Genomic DNA, 17,168 nt, shown 5'->3' on the forward strand with positions numbered 1-17,168 from the left:
TACAAGGGGGCTGTCAGCCGGATATGAGACGATCGGCTCATGACCTCCCGTGGCACTGCTTCACCCTCGCGGACCGCCAAAGGCACCACCCAGACAACGAGACTCACCGGAATCGACGCGGCCCGGGGGCTGGCTTTGCTCGGCATGATGGCCACGCACCTGCTTCCCACGTTCGAAGCCGATGCGCAGCTGACACCCACGTGGATCGGCCTGACTTTCTCGGGGCGGGCCGCTGCCTTGTTTGCCGTCCTGGCCGGGATTGGCCTCGCCCTGTCCACCGGAAAACAGCGTCCGCCGCAGGGCCAGGAGCTGAGCGGCGCACGCCGCGGCATAGCGTTGCGCGCCCTGGTGATCGCCGTCGTCGGACTCTTCCTGGGCGGGCTGGACGTGAACGTCGCCGTGATCCTGGTCCACTACGCCGTACTGTTCCTGTGCGTGCTCCCCTTCATCGGCCTCAGCATCAAGCCGCTCTGCGCATTCGCTGCCGGCTGGGTGCTGGGTTCGCCCGTGCTGGCCTACCTGCTGCGGCCGTGGCTGCTGGCCCCTTCCCCGCCGCTCCGGCTGGGCCACAACCCCAACTGGGACGATCTCACCACTCCCGGGCGCCTGCTGGGGGACATCTTCCTGACCGGCTACTACCCCGTCCTGCAATGGCTGAGCTACCTGCTGATCGGGCTGGTGATCGGCCGGCTGGCACTGACCAGGATGGCCGTCCAGGTGATGCTGCTGGCCGGCGGCACCGTGGTGGCTGTACTGGCCAAATGGCTGGGCGTGCTGACGATGGATGCGTGGGGCGGCAAGGAGGCGCTGCAGGCCCGGCTAGCGGATCCCCGCTACCCGCTGGACAGCCTCCTGCAGGTGAACCTTGCCGGGGTGGAGCAATCGGGCTCCTGGTGGTGGCTGGCAAGCAGCGCACCGCACTCGGGCACAACGCTGGACCTGCTCCACACGTCAGCCGTAGCCGCCGCCGTGGTGGGCGCCTGCCTGCTGCTGGGCAGGCTGGGCGAATGGCTCGCACTGGACCTGCTGCTCCCCCTGCGCGGTGCAGGGGCCATGACCCTCAGCCTGTACACGGCGCATGTGTGCCTGGTGGCTGCCATGTACCTGCAGCCACTGCCGGCGGGATGGACCGCAGAAGGTGTATATGCCGCGCAGGCGCTGACCGCCGTCCTCATCGGAGGGTCGCTGGCGGCACTGAACTGGAGGGGCCCGCTGGAGTGGGTAGCCCACGCCGCCAGCGAGGTGGGCCGGTACCAGCGGGCGGGAATCCGCTAGGCGGGCTTGTTGCCCCCGCGGAACAGCTTCAGTGCATCACGCATGGACGCCCGGGCGCGTTTGCGGTCTCCGGCGGCGTCATACGCACAGCTCAGCCGGAACCAGGAGCGCCAGTCGTCCGGCGCTTCCTCGGCTTCGGTGCGGTACTTCTCAAACTCCGCGTCTGCCGATTCCCGCACGATCCTTCCGGCGGGCGTGCGCTGCAGGTTGTCGACCGGCAGCCCCCCTTCGGCCTCGAGGACCTTGGCCATCTGTTCTGTCCGGGCGCCGAACAGGAGCTCACGGACCAGCGCCCAGGCTCCGATGACCGGCAGGACCAGGTAGGCGGCGCCAATGGCTTTGGCCACGGGGTTGGGGTCGGTGAGGAGCAGCACGGACCGCTGGAAGGACACCACCAAATAGAAGACCAGCAGGAGCGTCACCGCGCCGACCCAGATCTTGGTGCGGTTCTTCTTCAGTCCGGTGAGGACGTTGCCCATTGCCGTCAGACCCCGAGGTCCAGGTAGCCGTCCAGGCCCACGGTCAGTCCGGGGTGGCCGGCGATGTTCCGCACGCCCAGCAGCACGCCAGGCATGAACGAAGCCCGGTCGAAGGAGTCGTGGCGCAGGGTCAGCTGCTCCCCCGGTCCGCCGAGGAGGACTTCCTGGTGGGCCACCAGGCCGCGGAGGCGCACGCTGTGGACGCGGATGCCGTCCACCTCGCAGCCGCGGGCACCGGCCAGTTCGGTGGTGGTGGCGTCCGGGCTGGCGCCGATGCCGGCGGCAGCGCGTTCGGCTGCGATCAGCTGTGCTGTGCGGACCGCAGTGCCGGAAGGTGCATCAACCTTGTCCGGGTGGTGCAGCTCAATGACTTCCACCGATTCGAAGTATTTGGCAGCCTTGGCGGCAAAGGCCGACGCCAGCACGGAACCGAGCGCGAAGTTCGGGGCAATGAGGACGCCCACCCCGGCGTTCCGGCCCAGCAGTTCCTCAAGTTCGCCGAGCCTGCCGGCGTCCCAGCCGGTGGTGCCGACGACGGCGTGCATGCCGTGTTCGACAGCGAAGCGGACGTTCGCTTCGGTGCTTTCCGGGACCGTCAGGTCCACCACGATCCGGGCACCGGCGTTGACCAGTTGCTCCAGGGAATCACCGCGTCCGAGGGCCGCTACGAGCTTCATGTCGGGGGCCGCTTCCACGGCTTTCACGGCCTCGGCGCCCATGCGCCCGTTCGCGCCCAGGACGGCGACGGCAAGTTGTTCGGTCATGGACTTAACCCTACCGTCGGGCCCGCCGCCCGGATGAACCGGGACGGGAGGTTACTAGGCCCCGGACCCGACCCATTCGACGGTCCCGTCGCTGAAGAACTGTTCCTTCCAGATGGGCACCTCCGCCTTGATCCGGTCAACGAGCTCCGAGCACACGTCGAACGCCTGGCCGCGGTGCGAGGCGGACACGGCGCACACCAATGCGGGGTCGCCGATTTCCAGCATGCCCACCCGGTGCGCGGCCCAGATCCGCACTGTTTCACCGCCGTCGCCCGCATGTTCGGCCACGAGCCGGGCGACGACGTCGGCCATCACCTGGTGGGCCGTGGGATGCGCACTGTAGCTGAGCCGCTCAACGGGCTTGCCGCCGTCGTGGTTCCTGACTACGCCGCTGAAGCTGACCACGGCGCCCGCCGTGTCCGATTCCACGGCGGCGATAGCCTGCGCCACGGAGATGGGCTCCGCGCTCAGCACGGCATTCACGATTTCGAATCCGGTTTCAGTGCTCATGGCTGCCTTCCAGTTGGTCGCAAAGGTGGGTGATGACCGGATCAAGCACGCCCAGGCCGTCCATGACGCCCTTGGGTGATCCGGGGAGATTGACAATGAACGTCCGACCGGCCGCGCCCGCGTGTCCACGGCTCAGCATCGCCATGGGCGTCTTGGCCAGGCCGGCCTGCCGGATACCCTCCATGATCCCCGGAATCTCGCGGTCCAGCAGGGGGACAGTCATCTCCGGGGTGAGGTCATCGGGACTGAGTCCGGTTCCGCCGCTAGTGATGATCACGGCAGGATGCTGGGTCAGCAGGGCGCGGAGCGCGGCGCCCACGGGCTCGCCGTCAGGCACCACCATGGCCGGGAACGTTTCGAAGCCGTGCTCCGTCAGCCAATCGGTGATCACCGGACCGGTTTCGTCCCGGTAGATGCCCGCAGCGGCCCGGTTGGAGGCAATCACGACGCCGGCCTTCCGGCCGGTAGCCTCTCCGTGGCGGTGCGGTTCGGGCTGCTGTCCAAAGCTGCTCATGCTGTCCAGTCCCCGCTCTTGCCGCCACTTTTGGCGAGCACCCTGATATCGGTCAAGACGGCGTGCTTGTCCACTGCCTTGATCATGTCGTACACGCTCAGTGCCGCCACCGATGCTGCGGTGAGGGCTTCCATTTCGACACCGGTGACGCCACGGGTCTTGACAGTGGCCAGCACCAGAACGGCATCGCGGCCCAGTTCGAAGTCAATGGTGACCTTGGAGATGGGCAGCGGGTGGCACAGCGGGATGAGCTCGGGAGTCTTCTTCGCGGCCATGATTCCGGCCACGCGGGCCACCGCCAAAGCGTCGCCCTTCGGCAGGTCGCCCGCACCCAGGAGGGCGAGCACCTCCGCGGTGGTGCGGACCGTGGCGGTGGCTGTGGCCTCCCGCGTGGTCTCGGCTTTGCCGGAAACATCAACCATCTGCGCTGTTCCGTCCCGGCGCAGATGTGTCAGCCCGGCAGCATTGTCTTCAGTATTCACAGCGTCCATACTTCCACTTCTGCGCCCTCGGCGAGCGCAGAAGTCCCCACCGGGACATGGATCAGGGCGTTGGAGCTGGCGAGGGCATGGACCAGGTGCGAGCCTGCGCCGCCTTCCAGCCGGACCGTGCCGTCCGGAAGGAGGGTCCCGCGCCGGACCTGGTGCTTGCCCGCGGGTGATTCCACCGGCTCCGCCAGACGGGCCCGAACGGCAGGCCGCGGTGCCGGTGCCCCGAACAATGAGCTGAGGACCGGGCGGAGGAACATCTCGAAGGAGACCAGGCAGCTGACCGGGTTACCCGGGAAACCGATGAACGGAACGCCGTCGAACCGGCCGATTCCCTGCGGGCCGCCGGGCTGCATCGCCACATGCAGGAATTGCACGTCCTGTTCCGCGGTGGCCTGCCGGACCACTTCGTAGGCGCCCTTGCTGACGCCGCCCGTGGTGACGATCAGGTCCACCTGCGGGGCTTGCTCCCGCAGCATGGCGGTGAGTTCCTCCGGACTGTCCGTTGAGATCGCCGCCCGCAGGACATCCAGCCCGGCCTGGCCCATGGCCGCTTCCAGGAGCGTGCCGTTGGCGTCGTAGATCTTGCCGGGTGCCAGTGGGCTGCCGGGTTCCACCACTTCGTCGCCCGTGGTGGCGAGGAGCACTTTCAGCTTCCGGTGCACGCTGACCCGGGTGATGCCCAGTGCGGCCAGAAGCCCCAGCTGGCCCGGGCCGAGGAAGGTTCCGCCGGCGAGCGCCAGCTCCCCTGAGCGGATGTCACTGCCTGCGTTCCGGACGTAGGTGCCAGGCTCTGTTGCCGGCAGCCGGACTGTGGCTGCCGTTCCGGGGTCCGGGAAGGAATCGGGAACAGCCATTTCAATGGGCACGACGGCGTCGGCTCCCAGGGGAATCATGGCGCCGGTCATGATGGGAGCGGCCGTGCCCGGCTCAAGCGCGGCCGCGGTGGCACCGGCCGGGATGGGCGCCACCACCGTAAGGGTCACCCCGCCGTCGGCAACGTCCCTGCTGCGGACGGCAAAGCCGTCCATCTGGGAGTTGGCGAACGGCGGCAGGTCCACTGGAGCAGGGATATCCGCAGCCAGCCCGCGCCCCAGCGCCGCCAGGAGCGGCAGCTCTTCGGTTCGGCCGGGTCCGGGGAGGTCGGCCAGCAAATCCCGCACGGCGTCGCGGTGGGCCTCCACAGTGCGGGCCTGATGCCTGTCGTCGGTGCTGTGCATGCGTTCCTTACCTTGGTCCGGGCATCCTGGGCGCCCGCTACGGCGTCACGTCAACTCTAATGGTGTGGAATCCGGTAGCGCCGTCGGGAGCCACCCGGGCACGGTTTTCGATCTGCGGAGCACCCTTCAGGTCCGTGGCCCGGACCTGGACCTCGTACTGCCCGGGCGTCAGGGGCACCGACAACTGCCACTGGTACCACGTGTCCCGGGATATGCCCGGCGCAAGCTCCGCCCTCTGCCAGGGGCCGCGGTTGACGCGAAGTTCCACCTTGCCGATCCCGGTGTGCTGGGCCCATGCGACGCCGCCGAAGGCCACCGTTCCGGCACGAACCGGGCGGCCGGAGCGCGGAACGTCGATGCGCGAGGACGTCTTGATGGGACCGCGTTCGCTCCAGCCGCGGGGCGTCCAATAGCCGACGTCGTCCGCGAACCGGGTCACCTTGAGTTCAGTGAGCCACTTGGTGGCGGAAACATAGCCGTACAGGCCCGGCACGACAAGCCGCACCGGGAAGCCGTGCTCGAGCGGCAGCGGCTCGCCGTTCATTCCGACGGCGATCAGGGCATCGCGGTCATCGGTGAGGACCTCCAGCGGCGTGCCGGCCGTCCACCCGTCCTTACTGCGGGACAGCACCATGTCCGCCCCGGTCTGCGGCCCTGCCATGGCCAGCAGTTCGCGGACCGGCCAGCCCAGCCACAGCGCATTGCCGATCAGGTCCCCGCCCACTTCGTTGGACACGCAGGCGATGGTCACATGGCGTTCGGTCATGGGCTTGGACAGCAGCGCGGCGAAGTCCAGCTCAATCTCCCGCTCCACCATGCCCGTGACCTTGAGGACCCAGGAGTCCGGATCCACCGCCGGAACCGTGAGGGCGGTGTCGATCCGGTAGAAGTCCCGGTTGGGAGTCACGAGCGGACTGATGCCGTCAAGGTTTAGTACAGCGCCCGCCGGAACCGGCGGAGCGGGAGACGCGGCTGCCGGCAGGGCGAGCTTGTTGCGGACTTCGCTGACTCCGGCAGCGGCTCCGCGGAGTGCTGCGGCAAGCCCTCCGCCCACTGTCGCTACGACGGCCCCTCCGCCAAGTGCTTGCATAAACCGGCGCCGGCCAGCTTCCGAGGGTGGAGCCGCGCCGGCGGCGGCCGCTGGCACGGCGGCCGGAGCCTCTTTCCATTCGCGCAGGCGCGACATCAGCCAGCGCAGCACCACGATTGCGGCTCCGGCGGCAAGCAGGGGCAGCGCGATGGCGTTGCCGGTTGCCTGGGCTCGGCCCAGTACAGCCACGAGGCCCACCACTCCAAAGGTGGCGATGACCGCAAACCCGGCGAAGCGGCGGCGCCATTCCAGGAGGCCAGCCAGTGCGGCCAGCGCGGCAATGGCAAGCCCCATGCCGACGAGCAGCGCCAACTTGTCCGCGGTGCCGAACGCTGAGACGGCCCAGTCTTTGACGGCTGGCGGAACGGCGTCGATCACGGCGCCGCCAACGGCCGTCATGGGCGACAGCGCCGGGCTGACGAGGGCCGCGACGAGTTCGCCGACGACCACTCCCGCGGCCACGGCCACAACACCCGCGGCAGCCGCCCACCTGGCCGCGACTGTTGCCGGCAAGCCCGCCGGGACCTGGCCCGTGGCCGACTGGGACTTGTTCACTACTCCAGCATAGGTTCGGGGCACGGATGCGGGGCGTCTTTGCCGGCTTCTGTGGCGATCCGTTGGAACTCCGTGGGATCCACGGGTGTCACAGGCGTGATGGTTGGCCCCAAGGTGGCGTAGCCTGAATTTATGAGTGTTCAGCTTGGTATGCCGCAACCCCGGGAGGGGGCAGGTTCCGATCCGGTAGTGCCGTCGCGGCCGGCGGGCACGCCTGCGGGCCTAATGGACCGCTACGGACGCCGCGCCACGGACATGAGGCTGTCCCTGACGGACAAATGCAACCTGCGCTGCACCTACTGCATGCCGGCCGAAGGCCTGGAATGGCTGGCCAAGCAGGCTGTGATGTCCGCCGAGGAAATCGTGCGGATCGTGCGGATCGGCGTCGACCTGCTGGGCGTGCGCGAACTGCGCCTCACCGGCGGCGAACCCCTGGTCCGGGCGGACCTGCTCGACATCATTTCCGCCCTGCGCCAGGCCCACCCGCAGCTCCCGATCTCCATGACCACGAACGCCGTCGGCCTCGACAAGAAGGCAGCAGGACTGAAGGCCGCCGGGCTTTCCCGGATCAACGTCTCCTTGGACTCCCTGCACGAGGAAACGTTCACCAAACTGACCCGCAGGCCTTTCCTGGATAAGGTCCTCGCCGGCGTGGATGCCGCGTGGGCGGCCGGACTCGGTCCCGTGAAACTCAACGCCGTCCTGATGCGGGGAATCAACGACGCCGAATCCCCGTCCCTGCTGGCCTGGGCCCTGGACCGCGGGTACGAACTCCGCTTCATTGAACAAATGCCGCTCGACGCCGACCACGGGTGGACCCGCCGGGACATGGTCACCGCGGCCGAAATCCGCGAACTCCTGTCCGTCGACTACGTGCTCAGCGCCGATCCGCGCGACCGCGACGGCGCCCCCGCCGAACGCTTCGAGGTACGACGCCGGACGCCGGGATCCGCCGACGCCACCGGCCCCGTGCTGGGCACGGTCGGAATCATCGCCTCCGTGACCGAGCCGTTCTGTTCGGACTGCAAGCGCACCCGGATCACGGCCGAGGGCAAGATCATGAGCTGCCTGTTCTCACGCGAAGAATTCGATCTGCTGGGGCTGCTGCGCGAAGGCGCCACTGACCAGCAGCTCGCCGAACGCTGGCAGGACGCCATGTGGATGAAGCCAAAGGCGCACGGCATGGACCACGTCGGACTGGATGCCCCGGACTTTGTCCAGCCGGACCGCAGCATGAGCGCCATCGGAGGCTGAAGCATTGAACGTACGTTACTTCGCTGCCGCGCGCGCCGCGGCAGGGGTGGAAGAGGAACGCTTTGAGCTTCCGGCAGGCTCCACCATGGAATCGCTGTTAAGCGCCGTGCTCGACGTCGACCGGCCGGCTCCGCCCGCCGGCACGCCTCCCCTCGGCAGGCTTCTCTCGCGAAGCAGTTTCCTGCTCAACGAAGTGGCTGTCCGCGACCGGTCCGTGGTCCTGGGACCGGACGACGTGGTGGACGTGCTGCCTCCGTTTGCCGGCGGCTAGGGTTTCAGCGGGCCATCACGACGGCCGCGTTCGGTGCCGAGGGCCAAGGCCAGCAAGGAGTTCCTGCTCCTTACCCCGCATGCCGCAAAAATCAGTTTGAACTGGTCCTGCACCGTATACGGGCTGATGCCCAGGGCTGCCGCCAACGCCGCGGTGTCCAGTCCGCCCGCGGCGAGCTCAAGCAGGCTGCGCTGCCGCGGCGTCAGGCCGAAGCACCGGGCGAATACGTCGAGCCTTTCCCCTGCCGGGCACTCCTGGATGGTCACCGCCAGCCTCACTGCCGGGTCCTCCCCGGCGTCCATGCGGAATGACCTGAGGACGGCCCATCGGCCCAGGCCGATCGGGACCCTGGCGGATGCCGGGTGGGAATCCGCTCCGGCCTCGATGGCCAGGAGTTGTGCGGCCACGTTGTAGACCTCGGCCGGTATGGCCTCATAAGGGCTTGGCCCGGGCTGCAGCAGGCCAAGCCAGTCGCCGGCCGAGGGACTGCGGCTTGTTATGTTCAGCTCGGTGTCCAGCGTCAGCACCGCTTGTTGGGGCAGCCCGGACGTCGGCAGCGGGTCACGGCGTGGCTGCGCATCCCGCCTCATCTGCGCCGCCCTGCTTCGCCGCAGGCCCGCCGCAATGACAGGGGCGGCTGCTGCCAGGTGCGTCCTATCGCGTTCGGTGAATGGTCCGTCGTCCGTCGTCCGCCACAGATCGAGCCAGCCCCAGCAGCCGTGGCCGTCGGCGAACACTGCGGACAGGACGTCCGCTACGCCATACCGACGGAGGACACCGTTCCACAGCGGACTTCGCGCCGGGTCTCCCCCGGTGGCCGTTCGCAGGGTCACCGCAATCCGGCCGCTGGCAAGCAGCGACGTCCAGCGGCCTGGCACCGTCACGTACTTCAGCCTGATCAGTGCGGGCAGTTCCTGCGGGCAAGGAATGCGGGCCATCGGTGAAATGCCGGTGCAGGATGCTGGGTCGGTCAGGGGCCACGCAAACCACCTGAACGGAACGACGCGGCCCAGCTCGACCAAAAGCGCTGCCCGCAATTCGTGGTCCTCCAAGGACTCACGGCAGATTTCTCCGATCCTGTCCAGGCTCCGGCTCACCGCCCAATTCGTGGTCATGGAATCAGTATGGCCCGGGGACCCGCCCAGATTTCTGGGATACCGCGCTCCGACCGGCCGGGCATAGCGTGAAGTATCCGCAACAACGGAACAGCCAGCCGGAAGGAGAGTCTGTGATGTTCACCCTGCAGATAGAGCACGGGATCAAGGATTTTGACCTGTGGAAGACGGCCTTCGACCGGGATCCGGTGAACCGCGCGGCTTCGGGCGTAACCGCACACCGGATCAGCCGGCCGGTGGACGATCCGCGCTACGTGGTGGTTGAGCTTGATCTGGGGAGCCGGGAGCAGGCCGAGGCCTTGCTGGCCAGCCTTCAGCAAAATGTGTGGAACTCCCCCGTGGCGGCCCCTGCCCTCCAAGGCGCTCCGAAGGCCCGGATCCTGGAGTCCGCCCCCTGATGCGCCGCGACGGACAGGTTGCTGACGGCTGCGTCGCGGAGGTGCCCTGCGGGGCAGCACGGGCCAGTCGAAGCTCAAGGACGGGCGGCGGAGTCCTCGGCCACGCGGCGGCAGACGGAGGTCATGAAAGGCGTGAAGGCCGCGGAGTCCGCAAGACGGACTTCGGAAGTGTGCGTCAGCACGCCGTCGTCCACCCGGAAGGTGTGCCGGGACGTGTCCCGGCCGTTGCGGCGCTCCACGGTGAGTACTCCGTTGTGCAGGGTGCACCGCGTCGGGGCTTCCCGCGGCAGTCCCACACTGTCCACGTGATACCAGACCGTGTCCGGATGGTCAGCGTCCATGGTGAACATGCCATGCCGCTCGAAACGGATCCCGTCATTTTCCGAATGGCGGTAGCTTTGCAGCACCGCGTACCCGCCGGCAGCCGTGGCGAAGGTCAGTTCAGCAGCTGCTGTCCTCGCAGGCCGGCGCGGCGTCGCCTCGATGCGTGTGGTCCCTGTCCAATGCCCGAGGAAAGCGTGCAGCTCTTGCCGCGCAGTCCCCGGGTGCAGACGGTCCATAGCTCCTCCAGTGTGGCCCCGGCTTCATCATCACGCTCCGCGGGTGGAGTTGTCCAGCTTCAGGGGTACGAGCTAGAGGCCGAAGGTTTCGCCTTCCTCGAACGGACCCACTACGGTTACCGTCCGAGGCGCTGCAGCCAGTTCCCGCGCCAGCTCGCGCACCTGTTCCAAGGTGACGCCCTTGATCTGCCGAAGCGTTTCCTCGATGTCCTGGTATTCACCGGACACCAGCTCGGCCCGGCCCAGCCTGGACATCCGTGATCCGGTGTCCTCGAGCGCCAGGACGATCCCGCCGCAGAGCTGGCCCACGGCCTTCTTGAGTTCGTCGTCAGAAATGCCGTGCTCTGCCAGCTTGTCCAGCTCGGCACCCAGCAGCTCAATGACCTGGCGGACCTTCGACGGCGTGCATCCCGCATACATGCCGAAGTAACCGGCGTCGGCGTATGACGATGCAAAGGAGTAGGTGGAATACACCAGGCCGCGCTTTTCGCGAACCTCCTGGAAGAGCCGGGAGGACATGCCGCCGCCCAGCACGGCATTAAGCACGCTCATGACATAGCGGCGGCCGTCCGTGGCAACGATCGTGGGGCAACCCATAATGATGTTCGCTTGCTCAACGGGCCGCTTCACCACATGGAGTCCGGCAGTGCCGGTAATTTCGGCCCGCTCAGTGGAGCGCCTTTCCACGGGAGCGGCACCGGGCTCCAGCGCCCAGCCCGCCTGCTGGAGCGCGTCCACCACAAGTCCGCAGACGACGTCGTGGTCCAGTCCGCCGGCGGCGGTGATGACCAGCTCGTCCGGACGGTAGTAGCGGCGGTAGTGGTCCCAGACGGAATCGCGGGCAACGGCCCGGATGGCCTCGGGGGTCCCGCCAATCGGGCGGCCGAGCGGGTGGGTTCCCAACACCGCTGCGACGAAATGTTCGTGGGCGACGTCTGTGGGGTCGTCGCTGTCCATTGCGATTTCCTCCAGGATGACGTCCCGCTCCTGCTCCATCTCCTGCGGATCCAGGACAGCACCGGTGATCATGTCCGCGATGACGTCGATGGCCATCGGGAGGTCGGTGTCCAGGACCCGGGCGAAGTAGCACGTGCTTTCCTTCGCTGTGGCGGCATTGGACTCCCCGCCGACCTCGTCGAAGGCCGAAGCGATTTCCAGGGCGGAGCGCCGCCGGGTGCCCTTGAACAGCAAGTGCTCCAGGAAATGCGTGGATCCGTGCTGGCCGTGGGCTTCGTCCCGCGAACCCACGCCCACCCAGAAACCGATGGTCGCAGAACGCTGGCCAGGCATTGCCTCCGTCAGTACACGCACACCGCCGGGGAGCACGGACCGCCGGACAACGGACCCGCCGTCGGCTCCGTGGATCAAGGTGTCTCCGGGATGGTTCTGCACTAGCGGCAGGGGTACGACAGTCATCAAGGCCTTTCAGGAAAACGGTGCCAAATCTGCCTGCCATCGTACCAGCGGAGCACTCCCCCGGAACCTCACGGAGGGGCGCTGTGCGGACGGCCACGGTTTAGCGACGGCGGGGCGGCTTAGCGACGGCGGGGCCGGTGGATGATCCACCGGCCCCGTCGTGCTTGGACTACGAAGTGCGCTGCAGACTACTCTGCGGCTGCCTCGACGGTCTCAGCGCTTTCAGCGCCTTCTTCCTCGGCGATAACCGGGGACAGGGACAGCTTTCCGCGGTCGTCGATCTTGGTGATTTCAACCTGGATCTTCTGGCCCACGGAGACGACGTCCTCGACGTTGTCCACGCGCTTGCCGCCGGCGATCTTGCGCAGCTCGGAGATGTGCAGCAGGCCGTCCTTGCCCGGGGTGAGGGAAATGAAGGCACCGAAGGTGGTGGTCTTGACGACCGTACCCAGGTAGCGCTCTCCGATTTCCGGAACCTGCGGGTTGGCGATGGCGTTGATCGCGGAGCGTGCGGCGTCGGCGGACGGGCCGTTGGTGGCGCCGATGTAAACGGTGCCGTCGTCCTCGATGGAGATGTCCGCGCCGGTGTCTTCCTGGATCTGGTTGATCATCTTGCCCTTGGGCCCAATGACCTCGCCGATCTTGTCCACGGGGATCTTGACCGCGATGACGCGTGGAGCGAACTCGGAGAGCTCGTCCGGGGTGTCGATCGCGGAGTTGATGACCTCGAGGATGTGCAGGCGGGCTTCGCGTGCCTGCTTCAGGGCGGCAGCGAGGACGGAGGCCGGGATGCCGTCGAGCTTCGTGTCCAGCTGGATGGCCGTGACGAATTCGGACGTACCGGCAACCTTGAAGTCCATGTCGCCGAAAGCATCTTCGGCGCCGAGGATGTCCGTGAGGGCCGCGTAGCGGGTCTGGCCGTCAACCTGGTCGGAGACCAGGCCCATGGCGATGCCGGCAACGGCAGCCTTCAGCGGCACACCGGCGTTGAGCATCGACAGCGTGGAGGCGCAGACGGAACCCATCGACGTCGAACCGTTGGAGCTGAGGGCCTCAGACACCTGGCGGATGGCGTAGGGGAATTCCTCGCGGGACGGCAGCACGGGCACGAGCGCGCGCTCGGCCAGGGCGCCGTGACCGATTTCGCGGCGCTTGGGCGAGCCCACGCGGCCGGTCTCACCGGTGGAGTACGGCGGGAAGTTGTAGTTGTGCATGTAGCGCTTGCGCGTTACCGGCGACAGCGAGTCGATCTGCTGTTCCATCTTCAGCATGTTCAGCGTGGTGACACCCATGATCTGGGTCTCGCCGCGCTCGAAGATAGCCGAACCGTGGACGCGGGGCAGAACCTCGACCTCTGCGGTGAGCTGGCGGATGTCCGTCAGGCCGCGGCCGTCGATGCGGATCTGGTCCTTCAGGATGCGCTGGCGCACAACGTGCTTGGTCACCGAGCGGAACGCTGCGGACAGCTCCTTCTCGCGTCCCTCGAACTGGCCGGCGAGCGAAGAAGTGACTTCGTCCTTGAGCTCGTCCGAAGCGGTGTCGCGCTCCTGCTTGTCAGCGATCTGGAAGACAGCAGCAAGCTTCTCGGCAGCGGCAGCCTCAACAGCGGCGTAGACGTCGTCCTCGTAGTCGAGGAAGACCGGGAATTCGACGGTCGGCTTGGCAGCGCGGGCAGCCAGGTCGGCCTGGGCGTCGCAAAGTGCCTTGATGAACGGCTTGGCAGCCTCGAGGCCCTCGGAAACAACCTCTTCGGTGGGAGCGGTGGCGCCCTGTTCCTTGATGAGGTTCCAGGAGTTGTCCGTGGCTTCGGCTTCGACCATCATGATGGCGACGTCGTCACCTGCAACGCGGCCGGCAACGACCATGTTGAACACGGAGTTCTCGAGCTGCGAGTGCTTCGGGAATGCAACCCACTGCGAACCCTGCTCGTCAGCCACGAGGGCAACGCGCACGCCGCCGATGGGGCCGGAGAACGGCAGGCCGGAGAGCTGGGTGGACATGGACGAGGCGTTGATGGCCACGACGTCGTAGAGCTCGTCCGGGTTGATCGCCAGGACGGTGACGACGATCTGGACCTCGTTGCGCAAGCCCTTGATGAAGGCAGGACGCAGCGGACGGTCCATGAGGCGGCAAGCCAGGATGGCTTCGGTGGACGGGCGGCCTTCGCGGCGGAAGAACGAACCCGGGATGCGGCCGGCGGCGTACATACGCTCTTCGACGTCAACGGTCAGCGGGAAGAAGTCGAAGCCTTCACGCGGGTGCTTGCCGGCGGTGGTTGCGGACAGCAGAGCGGTGTCCTCGTCGATGTACACCATGGCTGCGCCGGCTGCCTGCTTGGCAAGACGGCCGGTTTCGAAGCGGATTACACGCTTGCCAAAGCGGCCATTGTCAATGACGGCTTCTGAGAACTGGATTTCGGGACCCTCCAAGAGAGTCACCTCCGTTTCTTGGTTAACGGAAGTCCAGCCGCATCAACCCAGCCCAGCATCTGTCTACTGGCCTGCACTGCACCCGGTCATCGATCGAGACCCACGGGCCGGGCTTCACTCGTCGAAGCCGTTCCCGGGAATCACTACCGAGGACCGCGAATGCGTGATGCGGTTGATCCTCCTGTTTAGTTTTGGTACTGCAGGAGGCGGCCCTTCCGGGTGGGATGGGCCGCCCCTTAGAGCTGACTAGCGGCGCAGGCCGAGGCGCTCGATGAGCGCACGGTAGCGTGCAATGTCAGTGTTCTTGAGGTAGGTGAGCATACGCTTGCGACGACCAACCATGGCCAGCAGACCGCGCTGGGTGTGGAAGTCGTGCTTGTGCTCCTTCATGTGCTCAGTGAGATCCTTGATCCGCTGAGTCAGGACTGCAACCTGGACCTCCGGTGAACCGGTGTCGCCTTCGGACGTTGCGAAATCCTTGATGATGGACTGCTTTACAGCGGCGTCAAGTGCCACAATAACTCCTAGAGATGTGCCGTGAGGCCCGAATCAGTAACTCACTGCCGGGTGTGCCTGCGCCGGAGATCCCCGCAAATTCGGGGATTCCTTCACATAACAAGAACCAGCCACCACGGACTGCAGCCGGATCCAACGTTTAGTTTACCGGCCCGGCCGCAATCTTGTCGAAACCTACCCCGCAACCACCTACGGGCGCGCAAGCAGATCACGGATCGCGGCGACGCCGCGGTAGACCTCCGTGAATGACGTACTGAGCGGCGACAGCCCGATGCGGATGCCTTGCGGTGCCCGGAAGTCCGGGATGACGTCCTGGTCCCAGAGCTCTGCGGTCATTTCACGGAAATCCGGGTGGTCCACAGTGATGTGGCTCCCCCGCCGCTCTGCGTCCCGCGGTGTTGCCAGCTGCACACCGGCAGGCGCCAGCCACGCATCATGGAGTTCGAGGGCATACGCCGTCAGTTTCAGGGATTTTTCCCGCAAAGCGGACATGCCGGCTTCTTCGATCAGGTCCAGCGTGCCGCGCATCGCGATCATGCCGAAAATTGCCGGCGTTCCGCTGAGGAAGCCGCGGACCCCCGGGGCCGGTTCGTAGCCGGCGGCCATTTCGAAGGCGTCCTTGCGGCCCATCCATCCCCAGATTGGCTGGCTCAACGCTGGGAGGTGGCGGGAGTTGATGTACGCGAAGGCCGGGGAGCCCGGCCCGCCGTTGAGGTACTTGTAGGTGCAGCCGGCGGCGAAGTCGACGTCAGCGGCGTCGAGGTCGATCTCCACTGACCCGGCGGAATGGCACAGGTCCCACACCACCAGCGCACCGGCGTCGTGCACTGCAGCGGTGATTGCCGGCAGGTCGGCGAGGTAGCCCGAGCGGTAGGCGATCTGGCTCAGGACAACGACGGCGGTGGACGGCCCCGCGGCCTCCCGCACCTGTTCAACGCTCACGCCGGCGGCCGGATCGGCTTCGATCCACCGCAGCGTCAGTCCTTCTTCGCGGGCGATGCCTTCCAGGAGGTAGCGGTCCGTAGGGAAGTTGTCCGTGTCCAGCACGATTTCGGTCCTGGCGGGGTCCTTGACGGCGGCGAGGGCTGCGCGGACCAGCTTGTAGAGGACAACGGTGGTGGAGTCGGCGATGATGGTCTGCCCGGGAGCCGCTCCGAGCACTGCCCGGCCCAGCTGGTCTCCGATGGCTTCCGGCAGGGCGAGCCATTCCTCGTCCCAGCCGCGGATCAGCCGGCCGCCCCAGTTCTCCTGGATGAAGGCGCTGATGTCGGTGACGGTCCGCTTGAGCGGGCGGCCCAGTGAGTTTCCGTCCAGGTAGGACAGGTCAGTGTCGGTTCCGACGAAGTGGTCGCGGTAGCCGGCCAGCGGGTCGGCGGCGTCAAGTTCGACGGCGCGCTGCAGCAGGGCGTCTTGAGTCCCGTGAACCGTGCTCATTGGCCGATCTCCGTCCGGACGGCGAAAAGTTCGGGGAAGAAGGTCAGTTCCAGGGCCTTCTGCAGGAATGCAGCGCCACTGGATCCGCCGGTGCCCGCCTTCATGCCGATGGTCCGTTGCACCGTCCGCAGATGCCGGAACCGCCACAGCTGGAAGTTGTCTTCCAGGTCCACGAGTTCCTCGCAGGCCTCATAGGCGCCCCAGTTGTCCGCCGCGTTTTCGTAGATGTGCTTGAACACCGGAACCAGTTCGGGGCAGAACTCGTGGGCTTTGGTGACGTCGCGTTCCAGCAGGGAGGCAGGAATAGCGAAGCCCTGCCGGTTGAGGTACGCCAGGAATTCGTCATAGATGCTGGGCGCTTCAAGGACGCGGCGCAGTTGCTCGTGGGCCTCGGGATCGGATTCGAACACGGGAAGCATCTTGCGGTTCTTGTTGCCCAGCACGAACTCCACCGCACGGTACTGGCTGGACTGGAACCCGGAGGAGTTGCCCAGGAAACCCCGGAACTGCGAATACTCGGTGGGTGTCAGCGTGGCCAGCACGGACCATTGCTCAGTCAGGGTCTTCTGGATGTGCTTGACGCGAGCAATCGCCTTCAAGGCGGAGCCGAGGTCGTCGCTGCGGAGCCAGGCCGCGGCGCTGCGCAGCTCGTGAAGGACCAGCTTCAGCCACAGTTCGGTGGTCTGGTGCTGGATGATGAAGAGCAGTTCGTCGTGGTGTTCCGGATCGCTGACCGGTTGCTGCGCACTCAGCAGCGTAGGGAGCTGCAGGTACGACGCGTAGCTCATCCGCGAACTGAAATCCCGGACGATGTCCTTTTCCAGTTTCCTCGTGTTCTTCTCAACGGACACAGCGGTGCCTTCCTTGCCAGTGACTGGGA

The 17,168-nt window shown here is 66.7% G+C and carries 18 protein-coding genes; 4 read left to right on the forward strand and 14 right to left on the reverse strand.

Going from position 1 to position 17,168, the window contains the following annotated elements:
- The first annotated feature begins 39 nt into the window (after positions 1–39).
- Positions 40–1,275 carry a heparan-alpha-glucosaminide N-acetyltransferase domain-containing protein gene (locus tag ASF98_RS05070; protein WP_055798372.1) on the forward strand — a complete coding sequence of 412 codons (1,236 nt, stop codon included), beginning with the start codon at positions 40–42 and terminating at the stop codon, positions 1,273–1,275.
- Here ASF98_RS05070 and ASF98_RS05075 read toward each other — a convergent pair.
- The 7 genes from ASF98_RS05075 to ASF98_RS05105 are packed head-to-tail and all read right to left on the reverse strand — an operon-like array spanning position 1,272 to position 6,739.
- Positions 1,272–1,754: a hypothetical protein gene (locus ASF98_RS05075; protein ID WP_055798375.1), complete on the reverse strand. Its 483-nt coding sequence runs from the start codon at positions 1,752–1,754 to the stop codon at positions 1,272–1,274. The genes ASF98_RS05070 and ASF98_RS05075 overlap by 4 nt on opposite strands.
- 5 nt (positions 1,755–1,759) lie before the next feature.
- The gene (gene dapB / locus ASF98_RS05080; RefSeq protein ID WP_055798377.1) at positions 1,760–2,518 is read right to left on the reverse strand and encodes a 4-hydroxy-tetrahydrodipicolinate reductase; all 759 of its coding nucleotides are present in this window, start codon (positions 2,516–2,518) and stop codon (positions 1,760–1,762) included.
- Positions 2,519–2,572: 54 nt separating this feature from the next.
- Entirely contained in the window at positions 2,573–3,028 is a 456-nt protein-coding gene (locus tag ASF98_RS05085) for a molybdenum cofactor biosynthesis protein MoaE (RefSeq protein ID WP_055798381.1), read from the reverse strand.
- Positions 3,018–3,542 carry a MogA/MoaB family molybdenum cofactor biosynthesis protein gene (locus ASF98_RS05090; RefSeq protein ID WP_055798383.1) on the reverse strand — a complete coding sequence of 175 codons (525 nt, stop codon included), beginning with the start codon at positions 3,540–3,542 and terminating at the stop codon, positions 3,018–3,020. Before ASF98_RS05090 ends, ASF98_RS05085 begins: the two co-directional genes overlap by 11 nt.
- Positions 3,539–4,033 (reverse strand): cyclic pyranopterin monophosphate synthase MoaC, encoded by a 495-nt coding sequence (gene moaC, locus ASF98_RS05095; RefSeq protein WP_055798386.1) that lies wholly within the window; start codon positions 4,031–4,033, stop codon positions 3,539–3,541. The genes ASF98_RS05090 and moaC overlap by 4 nt, the downstream gene beginning before the upstream one ends.
- A complete protein-coding gene (locus ASF98_RS05100) occupies positions 4,021–5,250 on the reverse strand; it encodes a molybdopterin molybdotransferase MoeA (RefSeq protein WP_055798390.1) in 1,230 nt (409 codons plus the stop codon). The genes moaC and ASF98_RS05100 overlap by 13 nt, the downstream gene beginning before the upstream one ends.
- A gap of 37 nt (positions 5,251–5,287) precedes the next feature.
- Positions 5,288–6,739, reverse strand: a complete 1,452-nt coding sequence (locus ASF98_RS05105; protein WP_235505615.1) for a molybdopterin-dependent oxidoreductase — start codon at positions 6,737–6,739, stop codon at positions 5,288–5,290.
- 288 nt (positions 6,740–7,027) lie between these two features.
- On the opposite strand from ASF98_RS05105, the gene moaA reads away from it, so the two are divergent.
- Together moaA and ASF98_RS05115 are read left to right on the forward strand one after the other, a co-directional pair.
- Positions 7,028–8,149: a GTP 3',8-cyclase MoaA gene (moaA, locus tag ASF98_RS05110; protein ID WP_200939308.1), complete on the forward strand. Its 1,122-nt coding sequence runs from the start codon at positions 7,028–7,030 to the stop codon at positions 8,147–8,149.
- Positions 8,150–8,153: 4 nt separating this feature from the next.
- Complete coding sequence (locus ASF98_RS05115; RefSeq protein WP_055798396.1) at positions 8,154–8,420, forward strand: MoaD/ThiS family protein; 267 nt, start codon at positions 8,154–8,156, stop codon at positions 8,418–8,420.
- On the opposite strand, the gene ASF98_RS05120 is transcribed toward ASF98_RS05115, so the two are convergent.
- A complete protein-coding gene (locus ASF98_RS05120) occupies positions 8,417–9,535 on the reverse strand; it encodes a helix-turn-helix transcriptional regulator (RefSeq protein ID WP_055798400.1) in 1,119 nt (372 codons plus the stop codon). The two genes, ASF98_RS05115 and ASF98_RS05120, sit on opposite strands and share 4 nt — an antisense overlap.
- A 116-nt stretch (positions 9,536–9,651) precedes the next feature.
- Between ASF98_RS05120 and ASF98_RS05125 the strand changes: the two genes are divergently transcribed.
- Positions 9,652–9,933, forward strand: coding sequence for a hypothetical protein (locus ASF98_RS05125; protein WP_055798403.1), 282 nt, complete (start codon positions 9,652–9,654; stop codon positions 9,931–9,933).
- Between the two features lie 74 nt (positions 9,934–10,007).
- On the opposite strand, the gene ASF98_RS05130 is transcribed toward ASF98_RS05125, so the two are convergent.
- From ASF98_RS05130 to kynA, 6 genes are all read right to left on the reverse strand, one after another.
- The gene (locus ASF98_RS05130) at positions 10,008–10,493 is read right to left on the reverse strand and encodes a DUF1579 family protein (protein WP_055798406.1); all 486 of its coding nucleotides are present in this window, start codon (positions 10,491–10,493) and stop codon (positions 10,008–10,010) included.
- Between the two features lie 72 nt (positions 10,494–10,565).
- Positions 10,566–11,909, reverse strand: coding sequence for a M16 family metallopeptidase (locus tag ASF98_RS05135; RefSeq protein ID WP_055798410.1), 1,344 nt, complete (start codon positions 11,907–11,909; stop codon positions 10,566–10,568).
- A 188-nt stretch (positions 11,910–12,097) separates the two neighbouring features.
- Positions 12,098–14,338, reverse strand: a complete 2,241-nt coding sequence (locus ASF98_RS05140; RefSeq protein WP_055798739.1) for a polyribonucleotide nucleotidyltransferase — start codon at positions 14,336–14,338, stop codon at positions 12,098–12,100.
- Positions 14,339–14,584: 246 nt separating this feature from the next.
- Positions 14,585–14,854 (reverse strand): 30S ribosomal protein S15, encoded by a 270-nt coding sequence (gene rpsO, locus ASF98_RS05145; protein WP_028271969.1) that lies wholly within the window; start codon positions 14,852–14,854, stop codon positions 14,585–14,587.
- Between the two features lie 189 nt (positions 14,855–15,043).
- Positions 15,044–16,288 carry a kynureninase gene (kynU, locus tag ASF98_RS05150; RefSeq protein ID WP_055798413.1) on the reverse strand — a complete coding sequence of 415 codons (1,245 nt, stop codon included), beginning with the start codon at positions 16,286–16,288 and terminating at the stop codon, positions 15,044–15,046.
- Positions 16,285–17,139, reverse strand: a complete 855-nt coding sequence (kynA, locus tag ASF98_RS05155) for a tryptophan 2,3-dioxygenase (protein ID WP_055798418.1) — start codon at positions 17,137–17,139, stop codon at positions 16,285–16,287. Before kynA ends, kynU begins: the two co-directional genes overlap by 4 nt.
- Between the last annotated feature and the right edge of the window lie 29 nt (positions 17,140–17,168).

This window comes from Arthrobacter sp. Leaf337, from assembly GCF_001423745.1.
GTDB lineage: Bacteria > Actinomycetota > Actinomycetes > Actinomycetales > Micrococcaceae > Arthrobacter.

Coding starts and splice junctions, on each gene's coding strand:
- ASF98_RS05070 (WP_055798372.1), top strand. CDS start 40: ATGACCTCCCGTGGCACTGCTTCACCCTCGCGGACCGCCAAAGGCACC.
- ASF98_RS05075 (WP_055798375.1), bottom strand. CDS start 1,754: ATGGGCAACGTCCTCACCGGACTGAAGAAGAACCGCACCAAGATCTGG.
- dapB (WP_055798377.1), bottom strand. CDS start 2,518: ATGACCGAACAACTTGCCGTCGCCGTCCTGGGCGCGAACGGGCGCATG.
- ASF98_RS05085 (WP_055798381.1), bottom strand. CDS start 3,028: ATGAGCACTGAAACCGGATTCGAAATCGTGAATGCCGTGCTGAGCGCG.
- ASF98_RS05090 (WP_055798383.1), bottom strand. CDS start 3,542: ATGAGCAGCTTTGGACAGCAGCCCGAACCGCACCGCCACGGAGAGGCT.
- moaC (WP_055798386.1), bottom strand. CDS start 4,033: ATGGACGCTGTGAATACTGAAGACAATGCTGCCGGGCTGACACATCTG.
- ASF98_RS05100 (WP_055798390.1), bottom strand. CDS start 5,250: ATGCACAGCACCGACGACAGGCATCAGGCCCGCACTGTGGAGGCCCAC.
- ASF98_RS05105 (WP_235505615.1), bottom strand. CDS start 6,739: ATGACGGCCGTTGGCGGCGCCGTGATCGACGCCGTTCCGCCAGCCGTC.
- moaA (WP_200939308.1), top strand. CDS start 7,028: ATGAGTGTTCAGCTTGGTATGCCGCAACCCCGGGAGGGGGCAGGTTCC.
- ASF98_RS05120 (WP_055798400.1), bottom strand. CDS start 9,535: ATGACCACGAATTGGGCGGTGAGCCGGAGCCTGGACAGGATCGGAGAA.
- ASF98_RS05125 (WP_055798403.1), top strand. CDS start 9,652: ATGTTCACCCTGCAGATAGAGCACGGGATCAAGGATTTTGACCTGTGG.
- ASF98_RS05130 (WP_055798406.1), bottom strand. CDS start 10,493: ATGGACCGTCTGCACCCGGGGACTGCGCGGCAAGAGCTGCACGCTTTC.
- ASF98_RS05135 (WP_055798410.1), bottom strand. CDS start 11,909: ATGACTGTCGTACCCCTGCCGCTAGTGCAGAACCATCCCGGAGACACC.
- kynU (WP_055798413.1), bottom strand. CDS start 16,288: ATGAGCACGGTTCACGGGACTCAAGACGCCCTGCTGCAGCGCGCCGTC.